We start from the raw sequence: 22,704 nt of genomic DNA on the forward strand, positions 1-22,704 counted from the left end.
CGCCCACGAACGGACAGTAGGGGGAGACATGCGGGCCGGAGCGGCGTCTTGAGGCTGCTGCACACCTCCGACTGGCATCTCGGCCGGGCCTTCCACCGGGTGAACATGCTCGCCGCCCAGGCCGAGTTCATCGGCCACCTCGTCACGACCGTGCGGGAGCGCGCCGTGGACGCGGTGGTCGTGTCGGGGGACGTCTACGACCGGGCCGTGCCGCCGCTCGCCGCCGTCGAGCTGTTCGACGACGCCCTGCACCGCCTCGCCGGTCTCGGTGTGCCGACGGTGATGATCTCCGGCAACCACGACTCGGCCCGCCGGCTGGGCGTGGGCGCGGGGCTCATCGGGCGGGCCGGCATCCACCTCCGGACGGAGCCGGCGGCGGCGGGCACCCCGGTCATGCTGGCCGATGCCCACGGCGACGTCGCCTTCTACGGACTGCCCTATCTCGAACCGGCCCTGGTCAAGGACGAGTTCGGGGCGGACAAGGCCGGGCACGAGGCCGTTCTCGCCGCCGCGATGGACCGGGTCCGCGCCGACCTCGCCGCGCGCCCGCCCGGCACCCGCTCCGTCGTCCTCGCGCACGCCTTCGTCACCGGCGGCGAACCCAGCGACAGCGAGCGGGACATCACCGTCGGCGGCGTCGCCTCGGTGCCGGCCGGGGTGTTCGACGGCGTCGACTACGTGGCGCTCGGCCATCTGCACGGCTGCCAGACCCTCACCGACCGCGTCCGCTACTCCGGCTCGCCGCTGCCCTACTCCTTCTCCGAGGCCGCCCACCGCAAGAGCATGTGGCTGGTCGACCTCGCCGCCGACGGCTCCGTCGAGGCCGAGCGCGTCGACTGCCCGGTGCCCCGCGCCCTCGCCCGGATCCGGGGCCCGCTGGAGGACCTGCTCGCCGATGCGGACCTGACACGGTACGAAGAGGCCTGGGTCGAGGCGACACTCACCGACCCGGTCCGCCCCGCCGACCCGATGGCCCGGCTCACCGCACGCTTCCCGCACACGCTCAGTCTCGTCTTCGACCCCGACCGCGACGAGGACGAGTCCGAGGTGTCGTACGCCCGGCGCCTGGCCGGCCGCAGCGACCAGCAGATCGCCGAGGATTTCGTCGCCCATGTGCGCGGCGCCGGACCCGACCCGCACGAACAGGGCGTGCTGCGCGACGCGTTCGACGCGGTACGGGCCGACGAGACCGTACGGGAGGTGGCCCGGTGAGGCTCCACCGGCTCGCGGTCACCGCCTTCGGACCCTTCGGGGGCACCCAGACCGTCGACTTCGACGAGCTGTCGGTGGCAGGGCTGTTCCTGCTGCACGGACCCACCGGCGCGGGCAAGACATCCGTCCTGGACGCCGTCTGCTACGCCCTCTACGGCTCGGTGCCGGGCGCCCGGCAGGGCGGTGGCCAGGGTACGGCCCTGCGCAGCGACCACGCCGCGCCCGCGACCCGCACCGAGGTCACCCTCGACCTCACCGTCGCCGGGCGCCGCCTGGAGGTCACCCGTCAGCCGCCCTGGGAACGCCCCAAGAAACGCGGCACCGGCACGACCCTGGACAAGGCCCAGAGCTGGCTGCGCGAGTACGACGCGACGGCCGGGACCTGGAAGGACCTCAGCCGCTCCCACCAGGAGGTCGGCGAGGAGATCACCCAGCTGCTCGGCATGAGCCGGGAACAGTTCTGCCAGGTCGTGCTGCTTCCGCAGGGCGACTTCGCCCGGTTCCTGCGCGCCGACGCCGAGGCCCGCGGCAAACTGCTGGGCCGCCTGTTCGACACCCGCCGCTTCGCCGACGTCGAAAAGCGCCTCTCCGAGCGGCGCCGCACCGCCGAGGCCCAGGTGCGCGACGGGGACGCGGAGCTGCTGGCCGACGCCCACCGCATGCAGCAGGCCGCGGACGACGCCATGGAGCTGCCCGATCTCGCCCCGGGCGAACCGGGGCTCGCCGAGGCCGTGCTCGGTGCCGCCGCAGTGGCCCGAAGCACCGCCCGTGAGCAGCTCACCGTCGCCGCGTGCACGCTCACCGCGGCCGAGTCCACTCAGGCCGGTGCCGGCCAGGCCCTGGACGAGGTACGCGAACGGGCCCGGCTTCAGCGGCGCCACGCGGAGGCCCGGGAACGGGCCGCCGCCCTGGAGCGGGGAGCCGAGGCCTACCGGGAGGCCCAGGCGCTCATGGAGCGGGCCCGCAAGGCCGAAGCCGTCGCGCCCGCCCTCGAGTTGAGGGAAGCCTCCGAAGCCGAACACCGCAGGGCGGCCGCCGCCGGGGCACGCACGCGTGGCCTGCTGCCGGAGACCTTCGCCGACGCGGGCGCGGCCGGACTCGCCGCCGCCGCCCGCCGGGCCGCCGAGGAACTGGGCGGACTCGACTCCGCCCGCCGCGCCGAGCGACGCCTCGCCGAACTCCTCGACGAGCGCACCGACCTCGACCGCCAGGACCGCGCGGACGCCGACCTGCTGCAGGACGCGGAGGCCTGGCTCGACGGCTGGGAGGAGCGGCGCACCGCACTCCAGACCCGCGTGGACTCCGCTCAGCAGGCCGCCGCACTCGCCGAGCAGCTCGGCGCACGCCGTGAGCCCGCGCAGCAGCGGCTGCGGGCGGCCCGCCTGCGCGACCAGCTCGCGAAGGACACGGAGCGTGCCGTCGAGCGGGTGCGCACTGCGCAGGACGAGACGCTGCGGGCCAAGCAGCACTGGCTCGAACTCAAGGAGCAGCGCCTGAACGGCATCGCCGCCGAACTGGCCGCACACCTCCTCGACGGCGAACCCTGCGCGGTCTGCGGCGCCACCGAACACCCCGCCCCCGCCCGCAAGGCCGCCGGGCACGTGGACCGAGAGGCGGAGGAACACGCCCTCACCGCCTACCAGCGCGCCGACGAACAGCGCGCTGGCACCGAGCGGAAGCTCGGGGACGCACGGCAGGCACTGGCCGCCGCCACCGCGGAGGCCGGTGACACCCCCACCGATCGACTCGCCGAGGACGCCGAGGAGTTGGAGGGGCGCTACGCGCAGGCCCGCAGTGCCGCGGCCGAGCTGCACGCCGCGCAGGAGCGGCTCCGGCAGGCCGGACAGGAGCACGAACGACGCCTCGCCGCCCGGCAGGAGACCGCCGTGCGGACCGCCGCCCGGGTCGGTCACCGGGAGCGCCTGGACCGCGAACGGGCCGCGCTGGAGGAGGAACTGGACCGGGCACGCGGCTCCTGCGACAGCGTCGCCGCCCGGGCCGCGCAGCTGGAGCGGCGGACCGCCCTGCTCACGGACGCCGCCGACGCCGCCCGCGTGGCCGAGGACACCGCCCAGCGGCTGAAGGACGCCGACGCCCGCCTCGCCGACGCCGCCTTCCGGGCCGGCTTCGAGACGCCGCAGGCCGCGGCCGACGCACTCCTGGATCGTGCAGCCCACCGCGAGCTGCAACGCCGCCTGGACGCCTGGGAGCACGAGGAGGCCGCCGTACGGGCCGTCCTCGCGGAGGGCGACACGGCCGCGGCGGCCCGCGAACCGCGGGCCGACCCGGACGCGGCGCAGCGGGCGGCCGAAGATGCGGCCCGGCGGCTGCGCGAGGCGGCCTCCGCCCATGACGCCGCCGAGCGGCGTTGCGCCGACCTCGACCGCCTCTCCGCCCGGGCGACCGCCTCCGTGCGCCGGCTGGCGCCGCTGCGCGAGGAGTACGACCGCGTCGCCCGCATGGCCGGCCTCGCCGCCGGGACCTCGGCGGACAACGAACGCCGGATGCGCCTGGAGTCGTACGTCCTGGCCGCCCGGCTGGAGCAGGTCGCCGCCGCCGCGACCGTACGGCTGCGCCGGATGTCGTCCGGCCGCTACACCCTCGTCCACTCCGACGACCGCGCCGGGCGCGGCCGCAGCGGGCTCGGGCTGCACGTCGTCGACGCCTGGACCGGCCGCGAACGCGACACGGCGACGCTGTCGGGCGGCGAGACGTTCTTCGCCTCGCTCGCCCTGGCCCTCGGCCTCGCGGACGTCGTCACGGACGAGGCGGGCGGGGTGCGGCTGGACACGTTGTTCATCGACGAGGGCTTCGGCAGTCTCGACGACCAGACCCTGGACGAGGTCCTCGACGTGCTCGACTCCCTGCGCGAACGCGACCGCAGCGTCGGTATCGTCAGCCATGTCGCCGACCTGCGGCGCCGGGTGCACGCCCAGCTCGAAGTGGTCAAGGGCCGTTCCGGGTCGGCACTGCGGCAGCGCGGCGCCGGCTGAGGTCAGCGGCCCGGGGGCGCCGAGGGAGAGGCGGGGAGTGCACCACGCTCGTGGTCACCGTGTGCGCCGACGGCTGCGGCTGCCGAATCCGTCGACGCCTCCTGCACCACCCGATACGCCCTTTGGTCCCCCGACTCCCCGATCTTCTCCGGACACGGCCTTCGGTCATCCGCCCTCTGCGGAGCCGCCGCAGCCGCCACCCCCGGCCCTCTGCCACGAGTCAGCCCTGTAGGTTCTAGCGCCATGGTGCGATACGCGGAGCCGGGCGCTGTGGAGTGGGTGGAGTCGGGCGGCGGGCCGCTGATAGCGGTACCGGAGACCGTCCTGCCGTTCTGGGCGGGCGCCGACGGCGAGGAGACGGCCTCCGACTACGACCGGGCCTGCGAGGTGGACGGCGACGTCGGCCTCCTCCCGGTCGGCGACTGCACCGCCCTGGTCCTGGGCGACGAGCCCGCCGCGACCGCCTACCTGCCCGGCCACGGCATGTTCGTCCGCTGGTGCGCCGGCGACTCCGAGCACGAAGTCCTGGCCAGCGTCCCCCTGGCGACCACCGCGGCGCAGTGGGGACCGGAGACGACCTGGAAGGTGCCCGGACCCGTCCGCCTCTTCGACGCGGCCTGGCCCGGGACGGCCCTGGCCGGCACCGACCAGGTCCGGGTCGCCCTGGAATCCGGCACCTACACGGTCCGCACCGCGCGGGTCCAGCCGGGCCCGGAGACCTGGCTGGACCTCATCCGGCTCCATCTGCGAACGCCGCGCTGACGAAACCCTCCAGGGGCGCGGGACGGCGCAGTGTCCCCCCGTGTACGAACTACAGCTGCGACAGTTCGTCCACCAGGTCGTCCAGACCCAGCGACCCCTGTGACAGCGCCGCCATGTGCCACGCCTTCGGGTCGAAGGCGTCGCCGTGCCGCTCGCGGGCGTTCTCACGGCCCAGCAGCCACGCCCGCTCGCCGAGCTTGTAGCCGATGGCCTGGCCCGGCATGGACAGGTAGCGGGTCAGCTCGCTCTCCACGAAGTCGGCCGGACGGCTGCTGTGCGAGCCGAAGAACTCCTGGGCCAGCTCGGCCGTCCAGCGCTCGCCGGGGTGGAAGGGCGAGTCGTCCGGGATCGTCAGCTCCAGGTGCATGCCGATGTCGATGATGACGCGCACGGCCCGCATCATCTGCGCGTCCAGGTAGCCGAGCCGGCGCTCCGGGTCCGTCAGGAAGCCCAGCTCGTCCATCAGCCGCTCCGCGTACAGCGCCCAGCCCTCGGCGTTGGCGCTCACCATGCCGACGCTCGCCTGGTAGCGCGAGAGGTTCTCCGCCACGTGCTTCCACTGGGCGAGCTGGAGGTGGTGGCCGGGCACGCCCTCGTGGTACCAGGTCGACACCAGGTCGTAGACCGGGAAGCGCGTCTCGCCCATGGTGGGCAGCCAGGTGCAGCCCGGGCGGGAGAAGTCGTCCGACGGCGGCGTGTAGTAGGGGGCCGCGGCGCTGCCCGGAGGGGCGATGCGCGACTCCACCCGGCGCACCCGCTCGGCCAGGTCGAAGTGGGTGCCGTCGAGCGCGTCCATCGCCTCGTCCATGAGGCTCTGCAGCCAGTCACGGACCTCGTCGACGCCCTCGATGTGCGTGCCCTGCGCGTCGAGGTGGGCCAGCGCCTCCCACGGTGTGCCGGCGCCCGGCAGGATCTTCTCGGCCTCGCTCTTCATCTCGCCGAGCAGCCGGTGGTACTCGGACCAGCCGTAGGCGTACGCCTCGTCCAGATCGAGGTCCGTGCCGTTGAAGTAGCGCACCCAGCGCGCATACCGCTCCCGGCCCACCACGTCCGGCGCGCCCTCGATCGTCGGCGCGTACACGTCCCGCATCCAGTCGCGCAGCCGCACGACCGCCTCGGTGGCCGCGCGGGCGGCGGTGTCCAGCTCGGACCGCAGGGTCTCGGGGCCGGCCGCCGCGTACTGCTCGAACCAGCCGTGACCCTCGCCGTCCGAGTCGGCCCACTCACCGAGCTGCGTCACGAAGGTGGCGGTGGCGCGGGGGCCCGCGTACAGCTTCCGCTCCAGGCCGAGCGCCAGGGACTCCCGGTAGCCCTCCAGCGCGGCCGGGACACCGCGCAGCCGCTCGGCGATCGCCGCCCAGTCCTGCTCCGTCTGTGCGGGCGTCACGGTGAAGACCTGCCGCACCGCATGCGCGATGGAGCTCAGATTGCTGACGGAACGCAGGCTCTCGTCGGCCTCGTGCACCGCGAGTTCGGCGCCCAGCCGCTCGCGCAGCAGCCGCGCGCACCGGCGCTCGATGTCACTGTCCGCGCCGGGCAGCCGCTCGGCCTCGTCCAGCCGGGCCAGCGTCCGCCGCGCCAGCTCGGCAAGTGCCTCCTGCCCCGCGGGCGACGTGTCGGGCAGCCTGCTCGAACTCTCCTTGTCGCCGAGGAACGTACCGGTGATCGGGTCGAGGGCGACGAGCTCGTCGACGTAGGCGTCGGCGACCTCTCGGGGCAGCTGGCTCTTGATCTCAGACATGCAGCCATCCTCGTACGACGGACCGCGCACGTCACGCCGATTGAGCCGAGGGCGAAGGCGGCAGCAGCGGCCCGCACTCCCACTGCTGGAAGATCAGCCGGGTCTCCACCCGCGCCACCTCCCGCTGCGACGTGAACTCGTCGAGCACCAGCCGCTGCAGATCGGCCATGTCGGCGACCGCGACATGGACCAGATAGTCGTCGGGACCGGTCAGATGGAACACCGTCCGCGACTCCGGCAGGACCCGGATCCGTTCCACGAACGGCCCCACCAGCTCCCGGCGGTGCGGCCTGACCTGCACCGACAGCAGGGCTTCCAGTCCCCGCCCGAGTTTGGCCGGATCCAGCTCCAGCCGGTGCCCGAGGATCACGCCCGACCGGCGCAGCCGCGTCACCCGGTCCAGACACGTCGAGGGAGCCACCCCGACCTGCGCGGCGAGATCCCGGTAGGTCGCCCGGGCGTCGTTCTGCAACAGCCGCAACAGATGGAGATCCACCGGATCGAGTACGACAGATTCAGCCATCGGCCGAACGTAACACGGGATCCGCACCCGGCGGCCCGGCCGATGTTCACCCTTGCCCACCATGGACATGGACACAACGAGCACGCGCGCTCACGACGCCATACGCACCCCACCGCGAGCCCTCGCCACCGAGGCCGTGCACGCCGGGCGGGACGACCTCGCCCGGCAGGGGCTGCACGCCCCGCCGATCGACCTGTCCACCACGTACCCCTCGTACGACAGCCGTGGCGAGGCGGCCCGCATCGACACTTTCGCCACCACCGGCGCCGAGCCGGACGGCCCGCCCGTCTACGGACGGCTGGGCAACCCGACCGTCGCCCGCTTCGAGACCGCCCTGGCCCGCCTGGAGGGCACCGAGGCGGCCGTGGCGTTCGCCAGCGGCATGGCCGCCCTCAGCGCCGTTCTGCTCGTGCGCGGCTCCATGGGCCTGCGGCACGTCGTCGCCGTACGCCCCCTCTACGGGTGCAGCGACCACCTGCTGACCGCCGGGCTGCTGGGCTCGGAGGTGACCTGGACCGACCCGGCGGGTGTCGCCGACGCCCTGCGCCCGGACACCGGACTGGTCCTGGTCGAGTCCCCGGCCAACCCCACGCTCGCCGAGGTCGACCTGCGGGCCGTCGCCCACGCCTGCGGCACGGTACCGCTGCTCGTCGACAACACCTTCGCCACGCCGGTCCTCCAGCGCCCCGCCGAGCACGGTGCCCGGCTGGTCCTGCACAGTGCCACCAAGTACCTCGGCGGCCACGGCGACGTCCTCGCGGGCGTGGTCGCCTGTGACGAGGAGCTCGCCGGACGGCTGCGACAGGTGCGCTTCGCCACCGGCGGAGTCCTGCATCCGCTGGCCGGCTACCTGCTGCTGCGCGGCCTGTCCACCCTTCCCGTCCGGGTCCGGGCGGCCTCCGCCACGGCGGCCGAACTGGCCCGCCGCCTCGCCGCCGACCCGCGGATCGCCCGGGTGCACTACCCGCGCATCGGCGGCGCGATGGTCGCCTTCGAGGTGCACGGCGACCCGCACGAGGTGATCGGCGCGGTACGCCTGATCACCCCGGCGGTGAGCCTCGGCAGCGTCGACACCCTCATCCAGCACCCGGCCTCCATCAGCCACCGCATCGTGGACGCGGACGACCGCAGGGGAGCCGGCGTGAGCGACCGGCTCCTGCGCATGTCGGTGGGGCTGGAGGACGTGGAGGACCTGTGGTCGGATCTCGACGCAGCCCTGGGACGACGCCCCGACAGGGGCGCGGGGAACAGCGCGAGCAACCACAACCAGCCCGCGGCCGCCCACTGACGCACGCTCTTACGACGCGGAGGCGCTCCCGAGCTCCTCCGCCGCCGTCACGACCGCCTCACCCAGCCGCGCCGTGATGACCAGCGTCCCCTCCTCGACCTGGTAGTCGAGAGGCAGCCCCAGGCCACGCATGGCGGCGACCATCCCCGTGTTGGACGCCTGCGTCACGGCATACACACTCGAGCACCCGGCCTCGACCGCCATCCCCACCAGCCTGCGCAGCAACTCCGCCCCGACACCCCGGCGCTGCCACCCGTCCTCGACGAGCAGCGCGACCTCCGTCTCGTCCCCGTCCCACAGGAGGTGACCGAGCCCGACGATCCGCCCGGAGGCCGTCTGCACGGCGAGGGTGCGGCCGTAGCGCGGGCTGAGCAGGTGGTTCAGGTAGCGGTCGGCGTCACCGACCGGCCCGTGATAGCGCAGCTTCAGCGTGCGCGGCGAGCACCGCTCGTGCATCGCCCGGGCTGCTTCGAGGTCACGGGTGTCGGCCCGCCGCACGGTGATGTCGCTGCCCTCGGCGAGCGTGAACACGTCTCGTCCGTGCGGCAGGCGCGGTCCGAGCCGGGCGTCCAGCTCCACCAGAGCCCTCGCCCGGGCGAACTCGGTCGGCGTGAACGGCAGATACGGCCGTTCCACGATGATCATGCCGCCTTCCGGTCCGCGCAGCCGCATCACCGTGTCGTCGAGGGCCCCTTCGACGGCGAGGCTCTCCGGTGCCCGGCCTCCACCGGCCGGCGCGGGCAGCGACCGGATCGTGCACCGGCCCAGCAACTGGCGCAGGGCCAGCGGCAGTTCCGCCGAGTCCAGGGCGGTGCGGGCGGCGAGCCCGAGGACCCGGGTCGGCGCGTCCACCAGGTCGTGTGCGTCGGCCCGCTCGATCCAGGTGTCGGCGCCACCGGCCGACTCGACGGCCGTGGTGATCGCGGACGCCGGCAGGCCGTCCGGGCCGCGCAGCAGGAATTCGTCGACCGTGCCCTCGGCCAGCGGGTGCGTCTGCAGGCTGAGGATGTCGACGCGCTGCCCGGCCAGGGCGCTGCACAGCGCCGCCAGCGACCCCGGTTCCTCCTGAACCGTGGTCCGCATCCGCCACAGGGTGTGCGCCCCCGGCACCGGCTCCGGTGCCGGGGACCCGGTATCACTCGAGGGCGGCGCGTGTTCCTGGCGTCGTGTTCGCCAGGCGTGGAACGCCGCCGCGACCCGCTGCCACGAGGTGGCGGGGCGGCGGTCGGCTTCGGCATGCGTCATGTGGGTCAGTTCTCGCGTCATGCACCCACTGTGACCGAACGGTGTTGCGTGATCGCGAACGCATTGTGACCGATGGGTAAAGAGGGCAGTCTGCCCCCTTTATGGACGCTTCAAACGTTGAGTTCCGTACCTACTGGCCGACCAGGCCAGGCTGGAGCGTCTGGGTGAACAACACGGTGCCGTCCTGCTCCCGCAGACGTACCGTCAGCTCGCCGCTGTGGCCGTCGATGTCGACCTCGCCGAAGAACTGGTAGCCACCGGCGGGGGAGACGTTGGCGGTGGCCGGCGCCTTCACGAACACACGGTCCGGGCCGAAGGTGCCGTCCAGGGCGCTCGCGGGGAAGGCGCCCGCGTTGAGCGGACCCGAGACGAACTCCCAGAACGGCTCGAAGTCCGTGAAGGCGGCCTTGGACGGCTGGTAGTGCTGCGCCGAGGTGTGGTGCACGTCGGCCGTCAGCCACACCGTGCCCGTGATCCGCCGGTGCTTGACGAACCGCAGCAGTTCCGCGATCTGCAGCTCGCGGCCGAGCGGCTTGCCGGGGTCGCCCTGCGCGACGGCCTCGATGTTCGCCTTGCCCTGGGTCGGGTCCGGGACGACCAGTCCGATCGGCATGTCGGAGGCGATCACCTTCCACACCGCCCGCGAGCGGGACAGCTCCCGCTTGAGCCACTCCAGTTGCTCCCGGCCGAGGATGCCTTGCGGATCGGTGGTCTGGTCGTCGGGCGAGTTCGCGTTGCGGTAGGTGCGCATGTCCAGGACGAACACGTCCAGCAGCGGGCCGTGGTGCTGCACACGGTAGACCCGGCCGTCGGGGCGGCGCAGTGTGGAGATCGGGAAGTACTCGGAGAAGGCCTGGCGGGCCCGCGCGGCGAGCACGTCGACGCGCTTCTCGGTGTACCGGGTGTCGGTGAGGATCTCGCCCGGGTACCAGTTGTTGAGGACCTCGTGGTCGTCCCACTGCACGATGGACGGCACCCGGGCGTTGAAGGCCCGCAGCTTCTCGTCCAGGAAGTTGTAGCGGAAGTTGCCGCGGAACTCCGCGAGCGTCTCGGCGACCTTCGCCTTCTCCTCGGTCGTGACGTTGCGCCAGGTCCGGCCGTCGGGCAGGGCCACGGTCTCGGTGATCGGGCCGTCGGCGTAGATGTTGTCGCCGCTGCAGAGGAAGAAGTCCGGGTCGAGGGCGCCCATCGCGTCGTAGATGCGGTAGCCGCCGAGCTCCGGGTTGATGCCCCAGCCCTGCCCGGCCAGGTCGCCGGACCAGACGAACCGGACGCCGTCGCGGCGTCTGGCGGACACCGTGCGGAACGTACCGGTGACCGGCTCACCGGCACGGCGCGGGTCGTCCGGGTCGGCGAGCAGCACGCGGTAGTGGATCTGCTCGCCGGACGGCAGACCGCGCAGCCGGGTCGTGCCCGTGAAGTCGGTGCCCGGGCCCAGCAGCGGCCCGTGCCATCGGTGCGGGTTGCGGAACGACTCGGTCGCCGACGTCTCGACGATCATCCGGGCCGGCCGGTCGGAGCGCACCCACACCAGACCGGAGTCGGACGTCACGTCGCCCGCCTGCACCCCCCACCCTGCCGTCGGGCGTCCGGAGCGGGCGAAAGCGGGCGCCGCGCCGAGAGCGGTGGGCAGGGACAGGGCCGCCGACGCGGCGAGGGAGCCACGCAGGACGCTGCGGCGTCCGGGCAACGGACGGTGTGACATGGATACGCCTCCGGGGACGGGATCCGGCCAAGTGTGCAGAGCCACACCTACTGGCACATCGCGGCGCACACACGAACCCCAAGTGAACAACCGACCGCAGGGTGAGGGAACGCGCGAACCGGTCGCCTCACCCGGTCGCCTCACCCGGCCGCGGCCTGCGCCATCAGCCGCACGCCCCCGGCGATCCGGGCGGGCGGCACATGGGCGTAGCCCAGGACCAGCCGAACCTCCCCGGCCGCCGCGGGTCCGGTCGGCGGGTGTGCGTAGGCCGAGAGCGGGCGCACCGCCACCCCCGCCTCCGCCATGCGCGTGAGGAACCGCTCCTCGGGCCCGTACCGCCCCGGCAGGGTGACGATGACGTGCAGGCCGGCGGCGATCCCGGACACCTCCGCTCCGGGGAAGTGCGCGTCCAGCGCCGCGACCAGCGCGTCGCGCCGTTCGCGGTAGGCGCGCTGGCAGCGGCGCAACTGGCGGTCGTAGTCGCCGCGCTCCAGGAAGCGGGCGAACACGGCCTGGTCGAGGGCGGGGTGGCCGAGATCCATCGTGCGCTTGCGTTCGACGACCTCCTCCGTCCAGGAATCCGGCACCAGCAGCCAGCCCAGCCGCAGGCCCGGCGCGAGGGACTTGCTGACCGAGCCCGTGTAGGCCACGCGGTCCGGGTCTAGACCCTGGAGCGCCCCGACGGGGGCACGGTCGTAACGGAAGTCGCCGTCGTAGTCGTCCTCCAGGACGATGCCGTCCACGGACCGCGCCCAGTCCAGCAGTTCGGCGCGCCGCCGGGCCGAACAGGCGATGCCGGTGGGGAACTGGTGGGCCGGGGTCACCACCACGGCCCGTACGCCGGACGCCCGCAGCGGCTCCAGGGCGACGCCCTCGTCGTCCAGCGGCAGCGGCACGGCGGCGACCCCGGCCGCCGCGTACAGCGCGTCGTGCTGAGGACTGCCGGGATCCTCCACGCCGACGGTGCGCATCCCGCGCGCGTGCAGCGCGAAACCGAGCAGGGCCGTCGCCTGGGCCACGCCCGAGACGACCACGAGCCGCTCGGGGTCGGCCACCACACCCCGTCGCCTGGCGAGCAGTTCGGCCAGCGCGGTACGCAGCCCCGGCAGCCCCCGCGGATCGGGGTAGCCCAGCTCCCGGTGCGGAAGTCCCGCGAGCACGGCGCGCTGCGCGGCGGCCCAGGCCGCCCGCGGGAACAGCGCGAGATCCGGCGTCCCGGGCACGAAGTCCGCCCGGGCACCGGGCGAGCGCGGAGCGAGATCGTGCGCCCGCGGCCGCGCCGCCCGTACGGCCGCGCCCACCCACGTCCCGGCGCCCCGGCCACTGCGCAGGTATCCCTCGGCCGTCAGCTGCTCGTACGCCTCCGTGACCAGCCCGCGTGACACTCCCAGGTCCGCCGCGAGGTCTCTGCTCGACGGCAGCCGGGTGCCCGGCGCGAGGCGGCCCGAGCGGACCGCCTCGCGCAGTGCCGCCTGCAGGGAGCGGCCACGCGTGCGTGCCGGGGCCGAAGCGGCCGGGAGCAGCAGCTCCCAGGCGGCGGACGCCGCACCTCCGCCCGGGTTTCTCCGCGTCGGCCCCATGAGGGGAGACCCTAGAGGCTCTGCGGCTCTCCTCGCGGGGTCAGCGGCTGCCGTCGAGCACCACCCGGGCCACCAGCGCCGGATCGTCGTTCATCGGGACGTGCCCGCAACCGGGCAGCCGCACGAGCCGGGCGCCGGGGATGACGCCCTTGGCACGCACACCCTGGCGGGGGATGAGCAGCCGGTCCCGGTTGCCCCACGCCACGGTGACCGGCGTCCCCACGATGTCGTCGGTGAACTGCACCGTCCGGCCGGAGCGCAACGTCTCGGAGAACCCCTGGGCCCGCGCCAGGGCGAGCGTCTCGGCGACCACGGCCTCGGGTGAACGGCGGCCGGGACGGGCGTAGATGGTGCTCGTCAGCAGGGTGCGGCCGAGGGCCGGGCGGGCCAGCCGCTCCACCAGGGGCGGCGGCATCCGCCGGGCGATCTGCCGCATCGCCGTCAGCACGGTGAAGGCGTAGCGGCGCTCGGCCTCGTTCCAGAACCCGGCGGGGGACAGGGCGGTGACGGAGCGGACGAGCTGCGCCCGGGCCAGGTCCAGGGCCAGCAGACCGCCCAGCGAGTTGCCCGCCACATGCGGCCGGTCGATCTCCAGGGCCCCGAAGAGGGCCGTCAGGACCGTGCTCATCGTGGGCAGGTCGTGCGCCATTCCGTCCGGGAGCGCCGGCGACTCACCGCAACCCGGCAGGTCCACTGCGATCACGTCGCGTTCGGCCGCCAGCGCCGGGATCACCGGGTCCCACACCTGACGGTGGTGGCCGATGCCGTGCAGCAGGAGCAGCGGTTCTCCGCTGCCCCGGCGCGTGTAGGACAGGGTCACGCTCTGCTCGCCCTGTGCGGAGGCGACTTTGAAGGAGACGGTGGCGGACATGGGGTGCTCCTCGGCTGTACTCGCTGACGGACGCCGTAGACAGCTTGTCAGCAATTGCTACCCGCGGGTAGCCCCATGGGGGCGCCACCTTCACGGTGTCGGCCCGTTCAACGCGACCGCCGCACCTCCAGGTTGAACTCGCCGTGCCCGAACTTCTGGAACAGTCCGACCCACAGCGGCAGCCACATCTCCACCGCGCGGGCCGCCCGGATGCCGCCGAGGTCCAGCACCCGCTCCGCCGGCCAGCCGAACTCCCCGAGCAGCGCCGTCACCTGTTCCCTGGCGCCGGGGTCGTCCCCGCAGACGAAGACGTTGTGCTCGCCCGGCACGCTGCCCGGATCCACCATCACCCGGCAGTTGACCGTGTTGAGCGACTTCACCACGCGCGCGTGCGGAAAGGCCCGCTGGATCTGCTCGCCCACGCTGTCCGACTCGGCGGGGGACAGCCTCAGCTCGCCCTCCTCGAAAGCCAGTGGATTGGACACGTCCACGACGATCTTGCCGTCGATGTTCTCCGCGCCCGCCGCCTCCAGCGCGGCCAGTGCCACCCGCCCGCCGACCGCGTTGACCAGGACCTCCCCGAACTCCGCCGCCTGTGCGAACGTCCCGGCGCTCGCCCGGGGGCCCGCGGCGGCGGCCCACTGCACGGCGGCCGTGTTGTCCGGCGTGCGCGATCCCAGCCGCACCTGGTGCCCCAGCTCCACCAGCCGCCCGCCGAGCGTACGCCCGACCTGTCCCGTGCCCAGCACCCCGTACCGCATCGCCACCTCCGCAGCCGTACCGCCGATGACCGGCGTCCTGTCGGCCATTCTGTCCGGGAAGTGACGATTCCGCCTGGACAGGGCCGCAGGGGTGGGCTGGGATGGAGCCGTGACCACCGAGACCCCGACCGATGTCTTCGAAGCACACCGCCCCGTCCTGCTGGGCGTCGCCTACCGGATGCTGGGGCGCGTGGCCGACGCGGAGGACGTGGTCCAGGAGGCCTGGCTGCGCTGGTCCGGCGGTGACCGCGGCGACGTGCGCGAGCCACGCGGCTACCTCGTGCGGATCACGACCCGCCTCGCCATCGACCGGCTCCGGCAGATCAAGGCCCGCGGCGAGACGTACGTCGGCCCCTGGCTGCCCGAGCCGTACGTCACCGACTTCGGCGACACCGTGCCGGACACCGCCGAGCGGTCCGTGCTCGCCGACTCCGTCTCCCTCGCCGTGCTCGTCGTCCTGGAGTCGCTGTCACCGCTGGAGCGGGCCGTGTTCGTGCTGCGCGAGGCCTTCGGCTTCCCCTACGCCGACATCGCCTCCATGCTCGACCGCGGCGAACCGGCGGTGCGTCAGCTGGCCGGGCGGGCCCGCAAGCACGTCGAGGAGCGGCGCCCCCGCTACGAGGTCGACCCCGCCGAGCGACGCGACCTCACGGAGCGGTTCCTCGCCGCGGCGGCCGGCGGCGACCTCGAAGGCCTGATGGCGCTGCTCGCCCCGGAGGTCCGGCTCGTGGGCGACAGCGGTGGCAAGTCGCAGGCCCCGCTGCGGGTCCTGCGGACCGCCGACAAGGTGGGCCGCTTCCTCGTCGGCGTGGCACAGAAGAGCCTCCCGGACCTGTCCGTGCGGTTCCTGGAGCTCAACGGCGGCCCGGCCGCGCTGATCCTCTCCGGCGGCAAGCCCGACTCCGTCTTCCAGGTCGATGTCGCCGACGGACGCGTCCAGTCCGTCTACATCGTCCGAAACCCCGACAAGCTGCGGTCCCTGACGGTCTCTTAGGTGCTTCGCCGGAGCCCGTCGACGGCCCTTCATGAACGCCCCGTGAACGTTCCCGGCCATTGGTCTTGACCAAGAATCAGGGCCGCCCTATGGTCGCACAGAAGTGCAACAACCTTTAATAAACAAGGGCGCTAAAAGGCCGCCGACCACGGCGAATGCGGAGGACAGGGTGGGGACCACGCAGCTGGAATCGGTGCAGGAACCGAAGTACTGGCATCTCAAGACCGTGCTCAGTGAGGCCCTCGACTCGGAGTTCTCGGTGGGCGAGATCCTGCCCAACGAGCGCGACCTCGCGGCCCGCTTCGGAGTCGCCCGCGCCACGCTCCGCCAGGCCCTGGAGCAACTCGAACTCGAAGGCAGGCTGCAGCGGCGCCGTGGCGTCGGTACGACCGTCGCGCCGCCCCGCGAGGGCGTCTCCCTCGGCACCGGCCCGCACACCTGGCCGGGCGGTCCCGAGGATGCCTGGCAGCCCGTCGACTGCACGGCGGCCGCGCCACCGGCGAGCGTTGCCGACGCGCTGGAGACCGGCCGGGATGAACTCGTGCACATCGTGCGGCGCTCCCGCGTCTCGCACGGCCGGCCGGTGGCCGCGGAGCTGCTGTACATCCCGCAGCCCTCGGTACCCGAGCTCTCCGGCATCGACGCGCCGTCCGGAGCGGCACGCGCGCGTGCGGTGCTGCGGGAGCTGCAGCGGCTGGAGCTGGAGCGGCAGGAGAACGCGGTGGAGCTCGGTTCCGCGGGGGCCGAGGAGGCGAAGGAGCTGGACCGGCTGCCCGGGGCGCCCGTGCTCGTGGTGACCACGCGGTTCTTCGCCGGGGGGCGTACGTCCGCGTTGTCGGTGGCCACGTACCGGGCTGACACGTGCCGGTTGACCTTCGGTGACTCAGGTGGCGTGGAGATTCACGCCGGGCCTCGGCAGAAGGCGTCCTGACCGACCAGAACGGGGGCGGGAGGCGGTGCTCGGCGGGCTGCCGGGAGCGTCGTGGCTTGTCGCGCCCACGCGGCGGAGCCGCACATCGACACGGCCCCGCGCCCCTGAAGGGTGCGGGCGCCGGAGCCGGAGCGTCCTGACCCCTTGCCCCGATGCGGCGGAGTCGCAGGTCGGTGCGGCCCCGCGCCCCTAAAGGGGGCGCTGCTCCACCGCGAACAGCTGCTCCTCCACGTGGTCCAGGGCCAGGCGCAGGGCGCCCGTCGCCACTGCCGCGTCTCCCAGTGCGGAGAGAGTCACCTCCGGGGGACGCAGGCAGTAGCGGGCGAGTTCCTCGCGCAGGGGGGTCAGGACGCCGTCCAGGCCCGCCGCCCAGCCGCCGATCACGACCAGCTCCGGGTCGAGGGCGAGGACGAGGGCCGCCACGTCGTGGACGAGACGCTGGATGAAGCGCTCGACGGCCGCCCGGGCCCGCCGGTCGCCCTCGCGGGCCTGCGCGAAGACCGCGGCGACCGCCTGCTCGTCGAGGGGGTGCAGGGGCTCGTCCGTGGTCGACAGGAGCGTCTCGGGCGTCACCCCCCGGCCCAGCAGATGCAGCGCCCCGATCTCGCCGGCCGCCCCGCCGTAGCCGCGGTGCAGCCGCCCCCCGATCAGCGAACCGGCGCCCGGGCTGAGCCCCGCCAGCACGAAGACCACGTCGTCCGACTCGGTGGCCGCGCCCTTCCAGTGCTCGGCCACGGCAGCGGCGTTGGCGTCGTTCTCCACCAAGACCGGGCACGTGAACGACCGTCCCAGCCGCTCGCCCAGCCGCAGCCCCGTCCACCCCGGCAGCGCCGTGCCCAGCCGCACCGTGCCGTCGGCCTCGACGATGCCGGGCGTCGCCACACCCACGGCCCGCAGCGAGCCGCGAGCGACCCCGGCCCGTCGCAGCAACTCGGCGACCGCCCCGCGCAGCCGCTCCAGCCGCTCGTCGGCCCCCGCCGTCTCGGGCACGTCCTTCGCCTGGGCGCCGATCACCCGGCCGTCCAGGTCGGACAGCAGCGCCGCCACCCGGTGCGCCCCGATCTCCAGCCCCATCAGATGCCCGGCCTCGGCCCGGAACCGGAACCGCCGCGCCGGACGCCCCTGCCGCCGGGCAGCACCCTCCTCGGCGGCCTTCTCGACGACCAGCCCGGCCTCGATGAGCCCCTCGACGACACCCTCGACGGTCGGCCGGGACAGCCCCGTCACCCGGGTGATCTCGGTCAGCGTCGCGCAGTCCGTGGCGCGCAGCGCGTGCAGCACCACCGCGGAGTTGATCCTTCGCAGCAGCGAGGGATCCCCGCCGGTCAGCCGCCCCACCGTCCGTCCTCCCAGGTCGTGCGCGTGTTGGCCGGATCGTACTTCGGTCCGGCGCACCCGGCGAGGGGCAGGTCGCACCCGGCGAGGGGCAGGCACCCGCCCCCCGGTGGTCAGCCCGGCGCCACGAACCCCGACTCGTACGCCGCGATCACCGCCTGGGTGCGATCCCGCGCGCCCAACTTCGCCAGCACCGAGCTGACGTGCGACTTCACGGTCTCGGTCCCCACCACCAGCCGGGCGGCGATCTCCGCGTTCGACAGGCCACGCGCCATCAGCCGCAGCACCTCTGCCTCCCGCTCGGTCAGCTGGGCCCGATCCAGCACGGCCCGTGCCGCACGGTTCCCGCCGGCGTCGCCGTACTCGGCGGCAAGCTGCCGCACGGAGGCCGGGAACAGCAGCGAGTCGCCCTCGGCGATCAGCCGGACCGCGTGCACGATCTCGGCGGGCCGGGCCCGCTTGAGCAGGAACCCGTCGGCACCCGCCCGCAGCGCCTCGTACACGTACTCGTCGTTCTCGAACGTCGTCACCACGAGGATCCGCGGCGGATCGTCGACCGTCCGCAGCAGCGCCCGGGTGGCCTCGATGCCGTCCAGCAGCGGCATCCGCACGTCCATGGCGACCACGTCCGGCCGCAGCCTCCGCACCAGCGGGATCACCGCCGCCCCGTCGGCGGCCTCCCCGACGACCTCGATGTCGGACTGTGCCTCCAGCACGGCCCGCAGACCCGCGCGCACGAGGGGTTCGTCGTCGACGAGGAGAACGGTGACCGGCATCGGGCCAGCGTAGATCACCTCAGGGGCAGTTCTGCATGGACCTGCCAGTCCCCTTCGTCGGGGCCGGTCCGGGCCCGGCCGCCGAGCAGGGCCGCGCGCTCCCGTATCCCGCGCAGGCCGCTGCCGCGTCCGGAGCCGGTCACTCCGGCCGGCAGGGGGTTGCGTATCGCGAGGACGACGGTGTCGCCGGTGACCTGCACGCGGACGCGCACCGGGACCGCGCCCGCGTGCCGCAGCACATTGGTCAGCGACTCCTGGAGGATCCGGTAGCCCTCCCGGGACACCGGCCCGGGCACCGTCTCCACCGGGCCGGTCACCTCGGCGTCGACCTTCGCCCCGGACGCGCGGGCCGACTCCAGCAGACGCCCCGCGTCCACCAGGGCCGGCCTCCCGCTCACCGGCTTCCCCGACTCGCGCAGCACCCCGAGCACCCGCTCCAGGTCCTCCAGGGCGGCCCGGCCGGTCTCCTCGATGGCGACCAGCGCACGGTCGGTGAAGGCCGGATCGCCCGCCGCCCGGGCGGCGCCCGCCTGCACGACTGCGACCGTGAGCGCGTGCCCGATGGAGTCGTGCAACTCGCGGGCGATCCGCGTGCGTTCCAGGAGCTGGTCCGTACGCTCCTCCAGCGCGGCCAGCCGCTCGGAGGGGGACGGGCCGAGCAGACGCAGCGCGATGCGGGTGATGAGGTGCCCGGAACCGACGACGATCGCGGCTGCCAGGACCACGGGCACGGGGACGAGCAGGGCGTGCCACCAGTGGCGGCCCTCGACGGGCAGCCAGGCTCCGCCGGCGCGCCCGCCGCCCAGTGCCGTCGACACCAGGTCCATGGTGAGCAGGAGAAGCTGGACGGCGAGATGCGATGCCAGGGCGCCGAGGAGCAGCCGCGTCTCCAGCCACACCACCATCCGCCCGCGGTCACCCCAGGTGGCCGAGGGGGTGACGACGATCTCCTCGCTCTCGCCCCTGTCCCGACGGCCGGTCAGCAACAGCCTGGCCTGGAACCCCTCCACGACTCGCATGGCCGGTACCAGGCCCGCGAGGCCGAGCAGCACGGTCGCCGTGCCCACGGTCCACCACGCCTCGTCGATGAACAGCCACAGGGACGGCCACACGATGGCCATGGTGAGATGAAGCCACCGTGTGTACGTCACGGCCCGCGTGAGCGGGCGCACCATGCGGACCAGGACCATCACGCCATCGTGCCAGCACGCACCGACAGCGAGCCTCCCCCGCACGGGGGAGACGATCTCCACCGCCGGGGGAGGCCCACACCCCGAACGACCGGCCAGGCTGCTGCCATGACCAGCATCGACGTCCAGTCCCTCACCAAGGAGTTCGGCACCAAGCGCGCCGTCGACGACCTCACCTTCCGCGTGCTGCCCGGCCGCGTCACCGGCTTCCTCGGCCCGAACGGCGCCGGGAAATCCACCACCATGCGGCTGCTGCTCGGCCTCGACCGGCCGACCGCCGGAACCGCCACCATCGGCGGCCGGCCCTACCCGGCGCTCCGTGAACCCCTGCGCCACGTGGGCGCCCTGCTCGACGCGCAGGCCGCGCACGGCTCCCGCACCGCCCGCGACCACCTCCGCGTCCTGGCGGCGAGCAACCGCATCCCGGATCGGCGGGTGGACGAGGTCCTGGAGGAGACAGGCCTGGCGTCCGTGGCCCGGCGCCGGGTACGGACGTACTCCCTGGGCATGCGCCAGCGGCTCGGCATCGCCGCCGCCCTGCTGGGAGACCCCGGGGTCGTCATGCTGGACGAGCCGTCCAACGGCCTCGACCCCGAAGGCATCGTGTGGATCAGGCGGTTGCTGCGCCGGCTCGCCCGGGAGGGCCGCACGGTCCTGGTCTCCAGCCACCTGATGAACGAGACCGCGTCCTTCGCCGACCACCTCGTCGTCCTCGGCCGGGGACGGCTCCTCGCCGACACCCCGATGCGGGACTTCATCCACGCGCGCGTGCAGCCCCGCGTACGCATCCGCACGACCGACCCCGTCGCGCTCGAGTCGGCCCTGGCCCGGCACGGCCACGACGCGGAGGAACACGTGGACGGGCACTGGACCGTGCGCGACGCGCGTGTGGACGACATCGGCCGCATCATCTCGGCCTCGGGCGTGCCGGTCCTGGAACTGGCCGCCGAGGAGGGCACCTTGGAGCAGGCCTACTTCGACCTCACCGGGACCGAGACCGAGTTCACCGCACAGCCCCAGGAGGCCTGACCATGGAATCCACGCCCGTACTGCGCTCCGAGTGGCTGAAGGTCCGCACCCTGCGCTCGCTCCCGGGAGCACTGCTGGCCCTGCTCACCGTGACCACGGCCTTCTCCGCGATCGCCGGAGTCTCCGATGCCTCGGACCCGGATTTCGATCCGCTGTTCACGGCTCTGTCCGGCGTCATTCCGGGCCAGATCGCGGCCGTCACCTTCGGGGCCATGGCCGTGTCGTCGGAGTTCCACCAGGGCGCGCTGCGGCTCTCCCTGGCCGCGGTGCCGCAGCGGGGCCGGTGGTTCGCGGCCAAGGCGGCCGTCGTCGCCCTGCCGGCGCTCCTGGTGGGGCTGGTCACGGCCCTCGCCGCCCTCCTCGTGGGCCGGGCCGGGCTCGGTGCGGCGGCCGACGGGCTCGATACCGGCGAGCAGGCGCGCGGGGTCGTGGGCTGTGGTGTCTACCTGATGCTGATGGCCCTGTTCGCCGCGGGGATCGCCGCCGTGCTCCGCAGCGGCGTGGCCACCCTCTCCCTGCTGGTGCCCTTCATTCTCGTCGTGTCCTTCGTGATCGGCGACGCGACGGGCACGGTCGCCGGCTTCCTCCCCGACAAGGCCGGGCAGTTGGTCCTCCGGGAGACGTACGACGGCACCCTCGGCCCCTGGTCGGGGCTCGCGGTGACCGCGCTGTGGACGGCCGCCTCGCTGCTGGCGGGAGCCTGGAGCGTACGCTGCAGGGACGCCTGACGGCGAGCGGGTTGACGCCCCGCCAAGTGTCGGTGGGGGCGGGTTTACTGGACCCATGGACATCGCACGGCACATCGCGCTCATCGACGAGCTGTGCTACCGCCCCTTTCCGGCGGAGCACGGCCCGTCGGACGTCGGCGTCTCGGGGCCGGGCCACCATCTCGCGGTGTTGGCGGCCGGCACCGACGGCGACCCCGGGGTCCGGGCGGTGACGATCGACCAGTTCGAGAAGGACCGGGACGCCGTCTACGAACTCCTCGCCTCCCGCTGGGGCGACACCGACCCCTACAACCTGCAGACCGTGCTGCTGCGCACCGAGCGGGAGGACATGGCCCGGCCGTGGGCCGAGTTGAGCGTGCGCGCCGGCGTCGCCCACCTGTGGGAGGTGGAGGGCACGGGCCGCTGGGTGGCCGTGGCGGTCGCGGACCGGGACACCTCACAGGAGGTGCAGCTGCTGGCCCTGGTCACGGAGGCCGACCCGCCGTAGCGGATCAGTCCCCGGCGGCTTCCCTCAGCCGCCCGAACTCCTGCGCCATCGTCTCCAGCGTCCAGTGCGCGTTCAGCCCGCTCGGATTGGGCAGCACCCACACGTGGGTGTCACCGATCATCCGTGCCTGCGGCCCCACTCGCGCCTTGCGGTCGTCGAACGCGGCGCGGTACGCGGTCACGCCGACCACGGCCAGCCGGCGCGGCCGCAGCCGTGTCACCTTCGCGGCGAGCAGCCGCCCGCCCTCCCGGTACTCCTCGGCGCTCAGCTCGTCCGCCCGGGCGGAGGCCCGGGCCACGACGTTGGTGATGCCGAGCCCGTACGACAGCAACTCCTGCTGCTCGGACGGCTTCAGCAGCCTTGGTGTGAACCCGGACCGGTGCAGCACCGGCCAGAAGCGGTTCCCCGGCCGGGCGAAGTGATGGCCCGTCGCGGCCGTCATCAGGCCGGGGTTGATCCCGCAGAAGAGGACGCGCAGACCCTCCGCGACCACGTCGGGCACGACGCGGTCGCGGGCGGCCTCCAGCTCCTCGGGCGTGAAACGTGCCATCAG

The 22,704-nt window shown here is 73.7% G+C and carries 20 protein-coding genes; 9 read left to right on the top strand and 11 right to left on the bottom strand.

Annotation, left to right across the window (positions count from 1 at the left end; genetic code table 11):
• Window positions 1-48: 48 nt before the first annotated feature.
• From ACFCXS_RS20190 to ACFCXS_RS20200, 3 genes are all read left to right on the top strand, one after another.
• A complete protein-coding gene (locus ACFCXS_RS20190; protein WP_376644719.1) occupies window positions 49-1,212 on the top strand; it encodes an exonuclease SbcCD subunit D in 1,164 nt (387 codons plus the stop codon).
• Entirely contained in the window at window positions 1,209-4,205 is a 2,997-nt protein-coding gene (locus ACFCXS_RS20195) for an AAA family ATPase (RefSeq protein WP_376644720.1), read from the top strand. The genes ACFCXS_RS20190 and ACFCXS_RS20195 overlap by 4 nt, the downstream gene beginning before the upstream one ends.
• A gap of 243 nt (window positions 4,206-4,448) precedes the next feature.
• Complete coding sequence (locus tag ACFCXS_RS20200; protein ID WP_376644721.1) at window positions 4,449-4,967, top strand: immunity 21 family protein; 519 nt, start codon at window positions 4,449-4,451, stop codon at window positions 4,965-4,967.
• 49 nt (window positions 4,968-5,016) lie between these two features.
• Here ACFCXS_RS20200 and ACFCXS_RS20205 read toward each other — a convergent pair whose 3' ends face one another.
• Both ACFCXS_RS20205 and ACFCXS_RS20210 read right to left on the bottom strand, forming a co-directional pair.
• Window positions 5,017-6,708 carry a DUF885 domain-containing protein gene (locus ACFCXS_RS20205; protein WP_376644722.1) on the bottom strand — a complete coding sequence of 564 codons (1,692 nt, stop codon included), beginning with the start codon at window positions 6,706-6,708 and terminating at the stop codon, window positions 5,017-5,019.
• A gap of 31 nt (window positions 6,709-6,739) precedes the next feature.
• Entirely contained in the window at window positions 6,740-7,231 is a 492-nt protein-coding gene (locus tag ACFCXS_RS20210; protein ID WP_030835643.1) for an Lrp/AsnC family transcriptional regulator, read from the bottom strand.
• A 67-nt stretch (window positions 7,232-7,298) separates the two neighbouring features.
• Here ACFCXS_RS20210 and ACFCXS_RS20215 point away from each other — a divergent pair, with 67 nt between their 5' ends.
• A complete protein-coding gene (locus ACFCXS_RS20215; protein WP_376644988.1) occupies window positions 7,299-8,519 on the top strand; it encodes a trans-sulfuration enzyme family protein in 1,221 nt (406 codons plus the stop codon).
• A gap of 9 nt (window positions 8,520-8,528) precedes the next feature.
• On the opposite strand, the gene ACFCXS_RS20220 is transcribed toward ACFCXS_RS20215, so the two are convergent.
• The 5 genes from ACFCXS_RS20220 to ACFCXS_RS20240 form a co-directional block, all read right to left on the bottom strand.
• Window positions 8,529-9,764 carry a GNAT family N-acetyltransferase gene (locus tag ACFCXS_RS20220; RefSeq protein WP_376644989.1) on the bottom strand — a complete coding sequence of 412 codons (1,236 nt, stop codon included), beginning with the start codon at window positions 9,762-9,764 and terminating at the stop codon, window positions 8,529-8,531.
• Window positions 9,765-9,894: 130 nt separating this feature from the next.
• Window positions 9,895-11,469, bottom strand: coding sequence for an alkaline phosphatase D family protein (locus tag ACFCXS_RS20225; RefSeq protein ID WP_376644723.1), 1,575 nt, complete (start codon window positions 11,467-11,469; stop codon window positions 9,895-9,897).
• Window positions 11,470-11,609: 140 nt separating this feature from the next.
• Window positions 11,610-13,049 carry a PLP-dependent aminotransferase family protein gene (locus ACFCXS_RS20230; RefSeq protein ID WP_376644724.1) on the bottom strand — a complete coding sequence of 480 codons (1,440 nt, stop codon included), beginning with the start codon at window positions 13,047-13,049 and terminating at the stop codon, window positions 11,610-11,612.
• Between the two features lie 40 nt (window positions 13,050-13,089).
• Window positions 13,090-13,920, bottom strand: coding sequence for an alpha/beta fold hydrolase (locus ACFCXS_RS20235; protein ID WP_376644725.1), 831 nt, complete (start codon window positions 13,918-13,920; stop codon window positions 13,090-13,092).
• A 107-nt stretch (window positions 13,921-14,027) separates the two neighbouring features.
• Window positions 14,028-14,681 carry an NADPH-dependent F420 reductase gene (locus ACFCXS_RS20240; RefSeq protein ID WP_376644990.1) on the bottom strand — a complete coding sequence of 218 codons (654 nt, stop codon included), beginning with the start codon at window positions 14,679-14,681 and terminating at the stop codon, window positions 14,028-14,030.
• Window positions 14,682-14,790: 109 nt separating this feature from the next.
• Between ACFCXS_RS20240 and ACFCXS_RS20245 the strand changes: the two genes are divergently transcribed.
• The gene (locus tag ACFCXS_RS20245; RefSeq protein WP_376644726.1) at window positions 14,791-15,675 is read left to right on the top strand and encodes an RNA polymerase sigma-70 factor; all 885 of its coding nucleotides are present in this window, start codon (window positions 14,791-14,793) and stop codon (window positions 15,673-15,675) included.
• Between the two features lie 169 nt (window positions 15,676-15,844).
• Complete coding sequence (locus tag ACFCXS_RS20250; RefSeq protein WP_376644727.1) at window positions 15,845-16,606, top strand: GntR family transcriptional regulator; 762 nt, start codon at window positions 15,845-15,847, stop codon at window positions 16,604-16,606.
• Between the two features lie 189 nt (window positions 16,607-16,795).
• Here the strand turns inward: ACFCXS_RS20250 and ACFCXS_RS20255 are convergent, their stop codons facing one another.
• The 3 genes from ACFCXS_RS20255 to ACFCXS_RS20265 form a co-directional block, all read right to left on the bottom strand.
• Window positions 16,796-17,944: an ROK family transcriptional regulator gene (locus ACFCXS_RS20255; protein ID WP_376644728.1), complete on the bottom strand. Its 1,149-nt coding sequence runs from the start codon at window positions 17,942-17,944 to the stop codon at window positions 16,796-16,798.
• Between the two features lie 110 nt (window positions 17,945-18,054).
• A complete protein-coding gene (locus tag ACFCXS_RS20260) occupies window positions 18,055-18,717 on the bottom strand; it encodes a response regulator (RefSeq protein WP_376644729.1) in 663 nt (220 codons plus the stop codon).
• 14 nt (window positions 18,718-18,731) lie between these two features.
• Complete coding sequence (locus tag ACFCXS_RS20265) at window positions 18,732-19,901, bottom strand: sensor histidine kinase (RefSeq protein WP_376644991.1); 1,170 nt, start codon at window positions 19,899-19,901, stop codon at window positions 18,732-18,734.
• A gap of 114 nt (window positions 19,902-20,015) precedes the next feature.
• Here ACFCXS_RS20265 and ACFCXS_RS20270 point away from each other — a divergent pair, with 114 nt between their 5' ends.
• The 3 genes from ACFCXS_RS20270 to ACFCXS_RS20280 are packed head-to-tail and all read left to right on the top strand — an operon-like array spanning window position 20,016 to window position 22,151.
• A complete protein-coding gene (locus ACFCXS_RS20270) occupies window positions 20,016-20,936 on the top strand; it encodes an ATP-binding cassette domain-containing protein (protein WP_376644730.1) in 921 nt (306 codons plus the stop codon).
• 2 nt (window positions 20,937-20,938) lie between these two features.
• Window positions 20,939-21,664 carry an ABC transporter permease gene (locus tag ACFCXS_RS20275; RefSeq protein ID WP_376644731.1) on the top strand — a complete coding sequence of 242 codons (726 nt, stop codon included), beginning with the start codon at window positions 20,939-20,941 and terminating at the stop codon, window positions 21,662-21,664.
• A 55-nt stretch (window positions 21,665-21,719) separates the two neighbouring features.
• Window positions 21,720-22,151, top strand: a complete 432-nt coding sequence (locus ACFCXS_RS20280; RefSeq protein ID WP_376644732.1) for a hypothetical protein — start codon at window positions 21,720-21,722, stop codon at window positions 22,149-22,151.
• Between the two features lie 4 nt (window positions 22,152-22,155).
• Here ACFCXS_RS20280 and mug read toward each other — a convergent pair whose 3' ends face one another.
• Window positions 22,156-22,701, bottom strand: a complete 546-nt coding sequence (gene mug / locus ACFCXS_RS20285) for a G/U mismatch-specific DNA glycosylase (protein ID WP_376644733.1) — start codon at window positions 22,699-22,701, stop codon at window positions 22,156-22,158.
• Window positions 22,702-22,704: the final 3 nt, after the last annotated feature.

The sequence above is a fragment of the Streptomyces sp. NPDC056373 genome, assembly GCF_042262425.1.
GTDB lineage: Bacteria > Actinomycetota > Actinomycetes > Streptomycetales > Streptomycetaceae > Streptomyces.

Coding starts and splice junctions, on each gene's coding strand:
- ACFCXS_RS20200 (WP_376644721.1), top strand. CDS start 4,449: ATGGTGCGATACGCGGAGCCGGGCGCTGTGGAGTGGGTGGAGTCGGGC.
- ACFCXS_RS20205 (WP_376644722.1), bottom strand. CDS start 6,708: ATGTCTGAGATCAAGAGCCAGCTGCCCCGAGAGGTCGCCGACGCCTAC.
- ACFCXS_RS20225 (WP_376644723.1), bottom strand. CDS start 11,469: ATGTCACACCGTCCGTTGCCCGGACGCCGCAGCGTCCTGCGTGGCTCC.
- ACFCXS_RS20230 (WP_376644724.1), bottom strand. CDS start 13,049: ATGGGGCCGACGCGGAGAAACCCGGGCGGAGGTGCGGCGTCCGCCGCC.
- ACFCXS_RS20210 (WP_030835643.1), bottom strand. CDS start 7,231: ATGGCTGAATCTGTCGTACTCGATCCGGTGGATCTCCATCTGTTGCGG.
- ACFCXS_RS20270 (WP_376644730.1), top strand. CDS start 20,016: ATGACCAGCATCGACGTCCAGTCCCTCACCAAGGAGTTCGGCACCAAG.
- ACFCXS_RS20260 (WP_376644729.1), bottom strand. CDS start 18,717: ATGCCGGTCACCGTTCTCCTCGTCGACGACGAACCCCTCGTGCGCGCG.
- mug (WP_376644733.1), bottom strand. CDS start 22,701: ATGGCACGTTTCACGCCCGAGGAGCTGGAGGCCGCCCGCGACCGCGTC.
- ACFCXS_RS20235 (WP_376644725.1), bottom strand. CDS start 13,920: ATGTCCGCCACCGTCTCCTTCAAAGTCGCCTCCGCACAGGGCGAGCAG.
- ACFCXS_RS20275 (WP_376644731.1), top strand. CDS start 20,939: ATGGAATCCACGCCCGTACTGCGCTCCGAGTGGCTGAAGGTCCGCACC.
- ACFCXS_RS20240 (WP_376644990.1), bottom strand. CDS start 14,681: ATGCGGTACGGGGTGCTGGGCACGGGACAGGTCGGGCGTACGCTCGGC.
- ACFCXS_RS20280 (WP_376644732.1), top strand. CDS start 21,720: ATGGACATCGCACGGCACATCGCGCTCATCGACGAGCTGTGCTACCGC.
- ACFCXS_RS20220 (WP_376644989.1), bottom strand. CDS start 9,764: ATGACGCATGCCGAAGCCGACCGCCGCCCCGCCACCTCGTGGCAGCGG.
- ACFCXS_RS20215 (WP_376644988.1), top strand. CDS start 7,299: ATGGACACAACGAGCACGCGCGCTCACGACGCCATACGCACCCCACCG.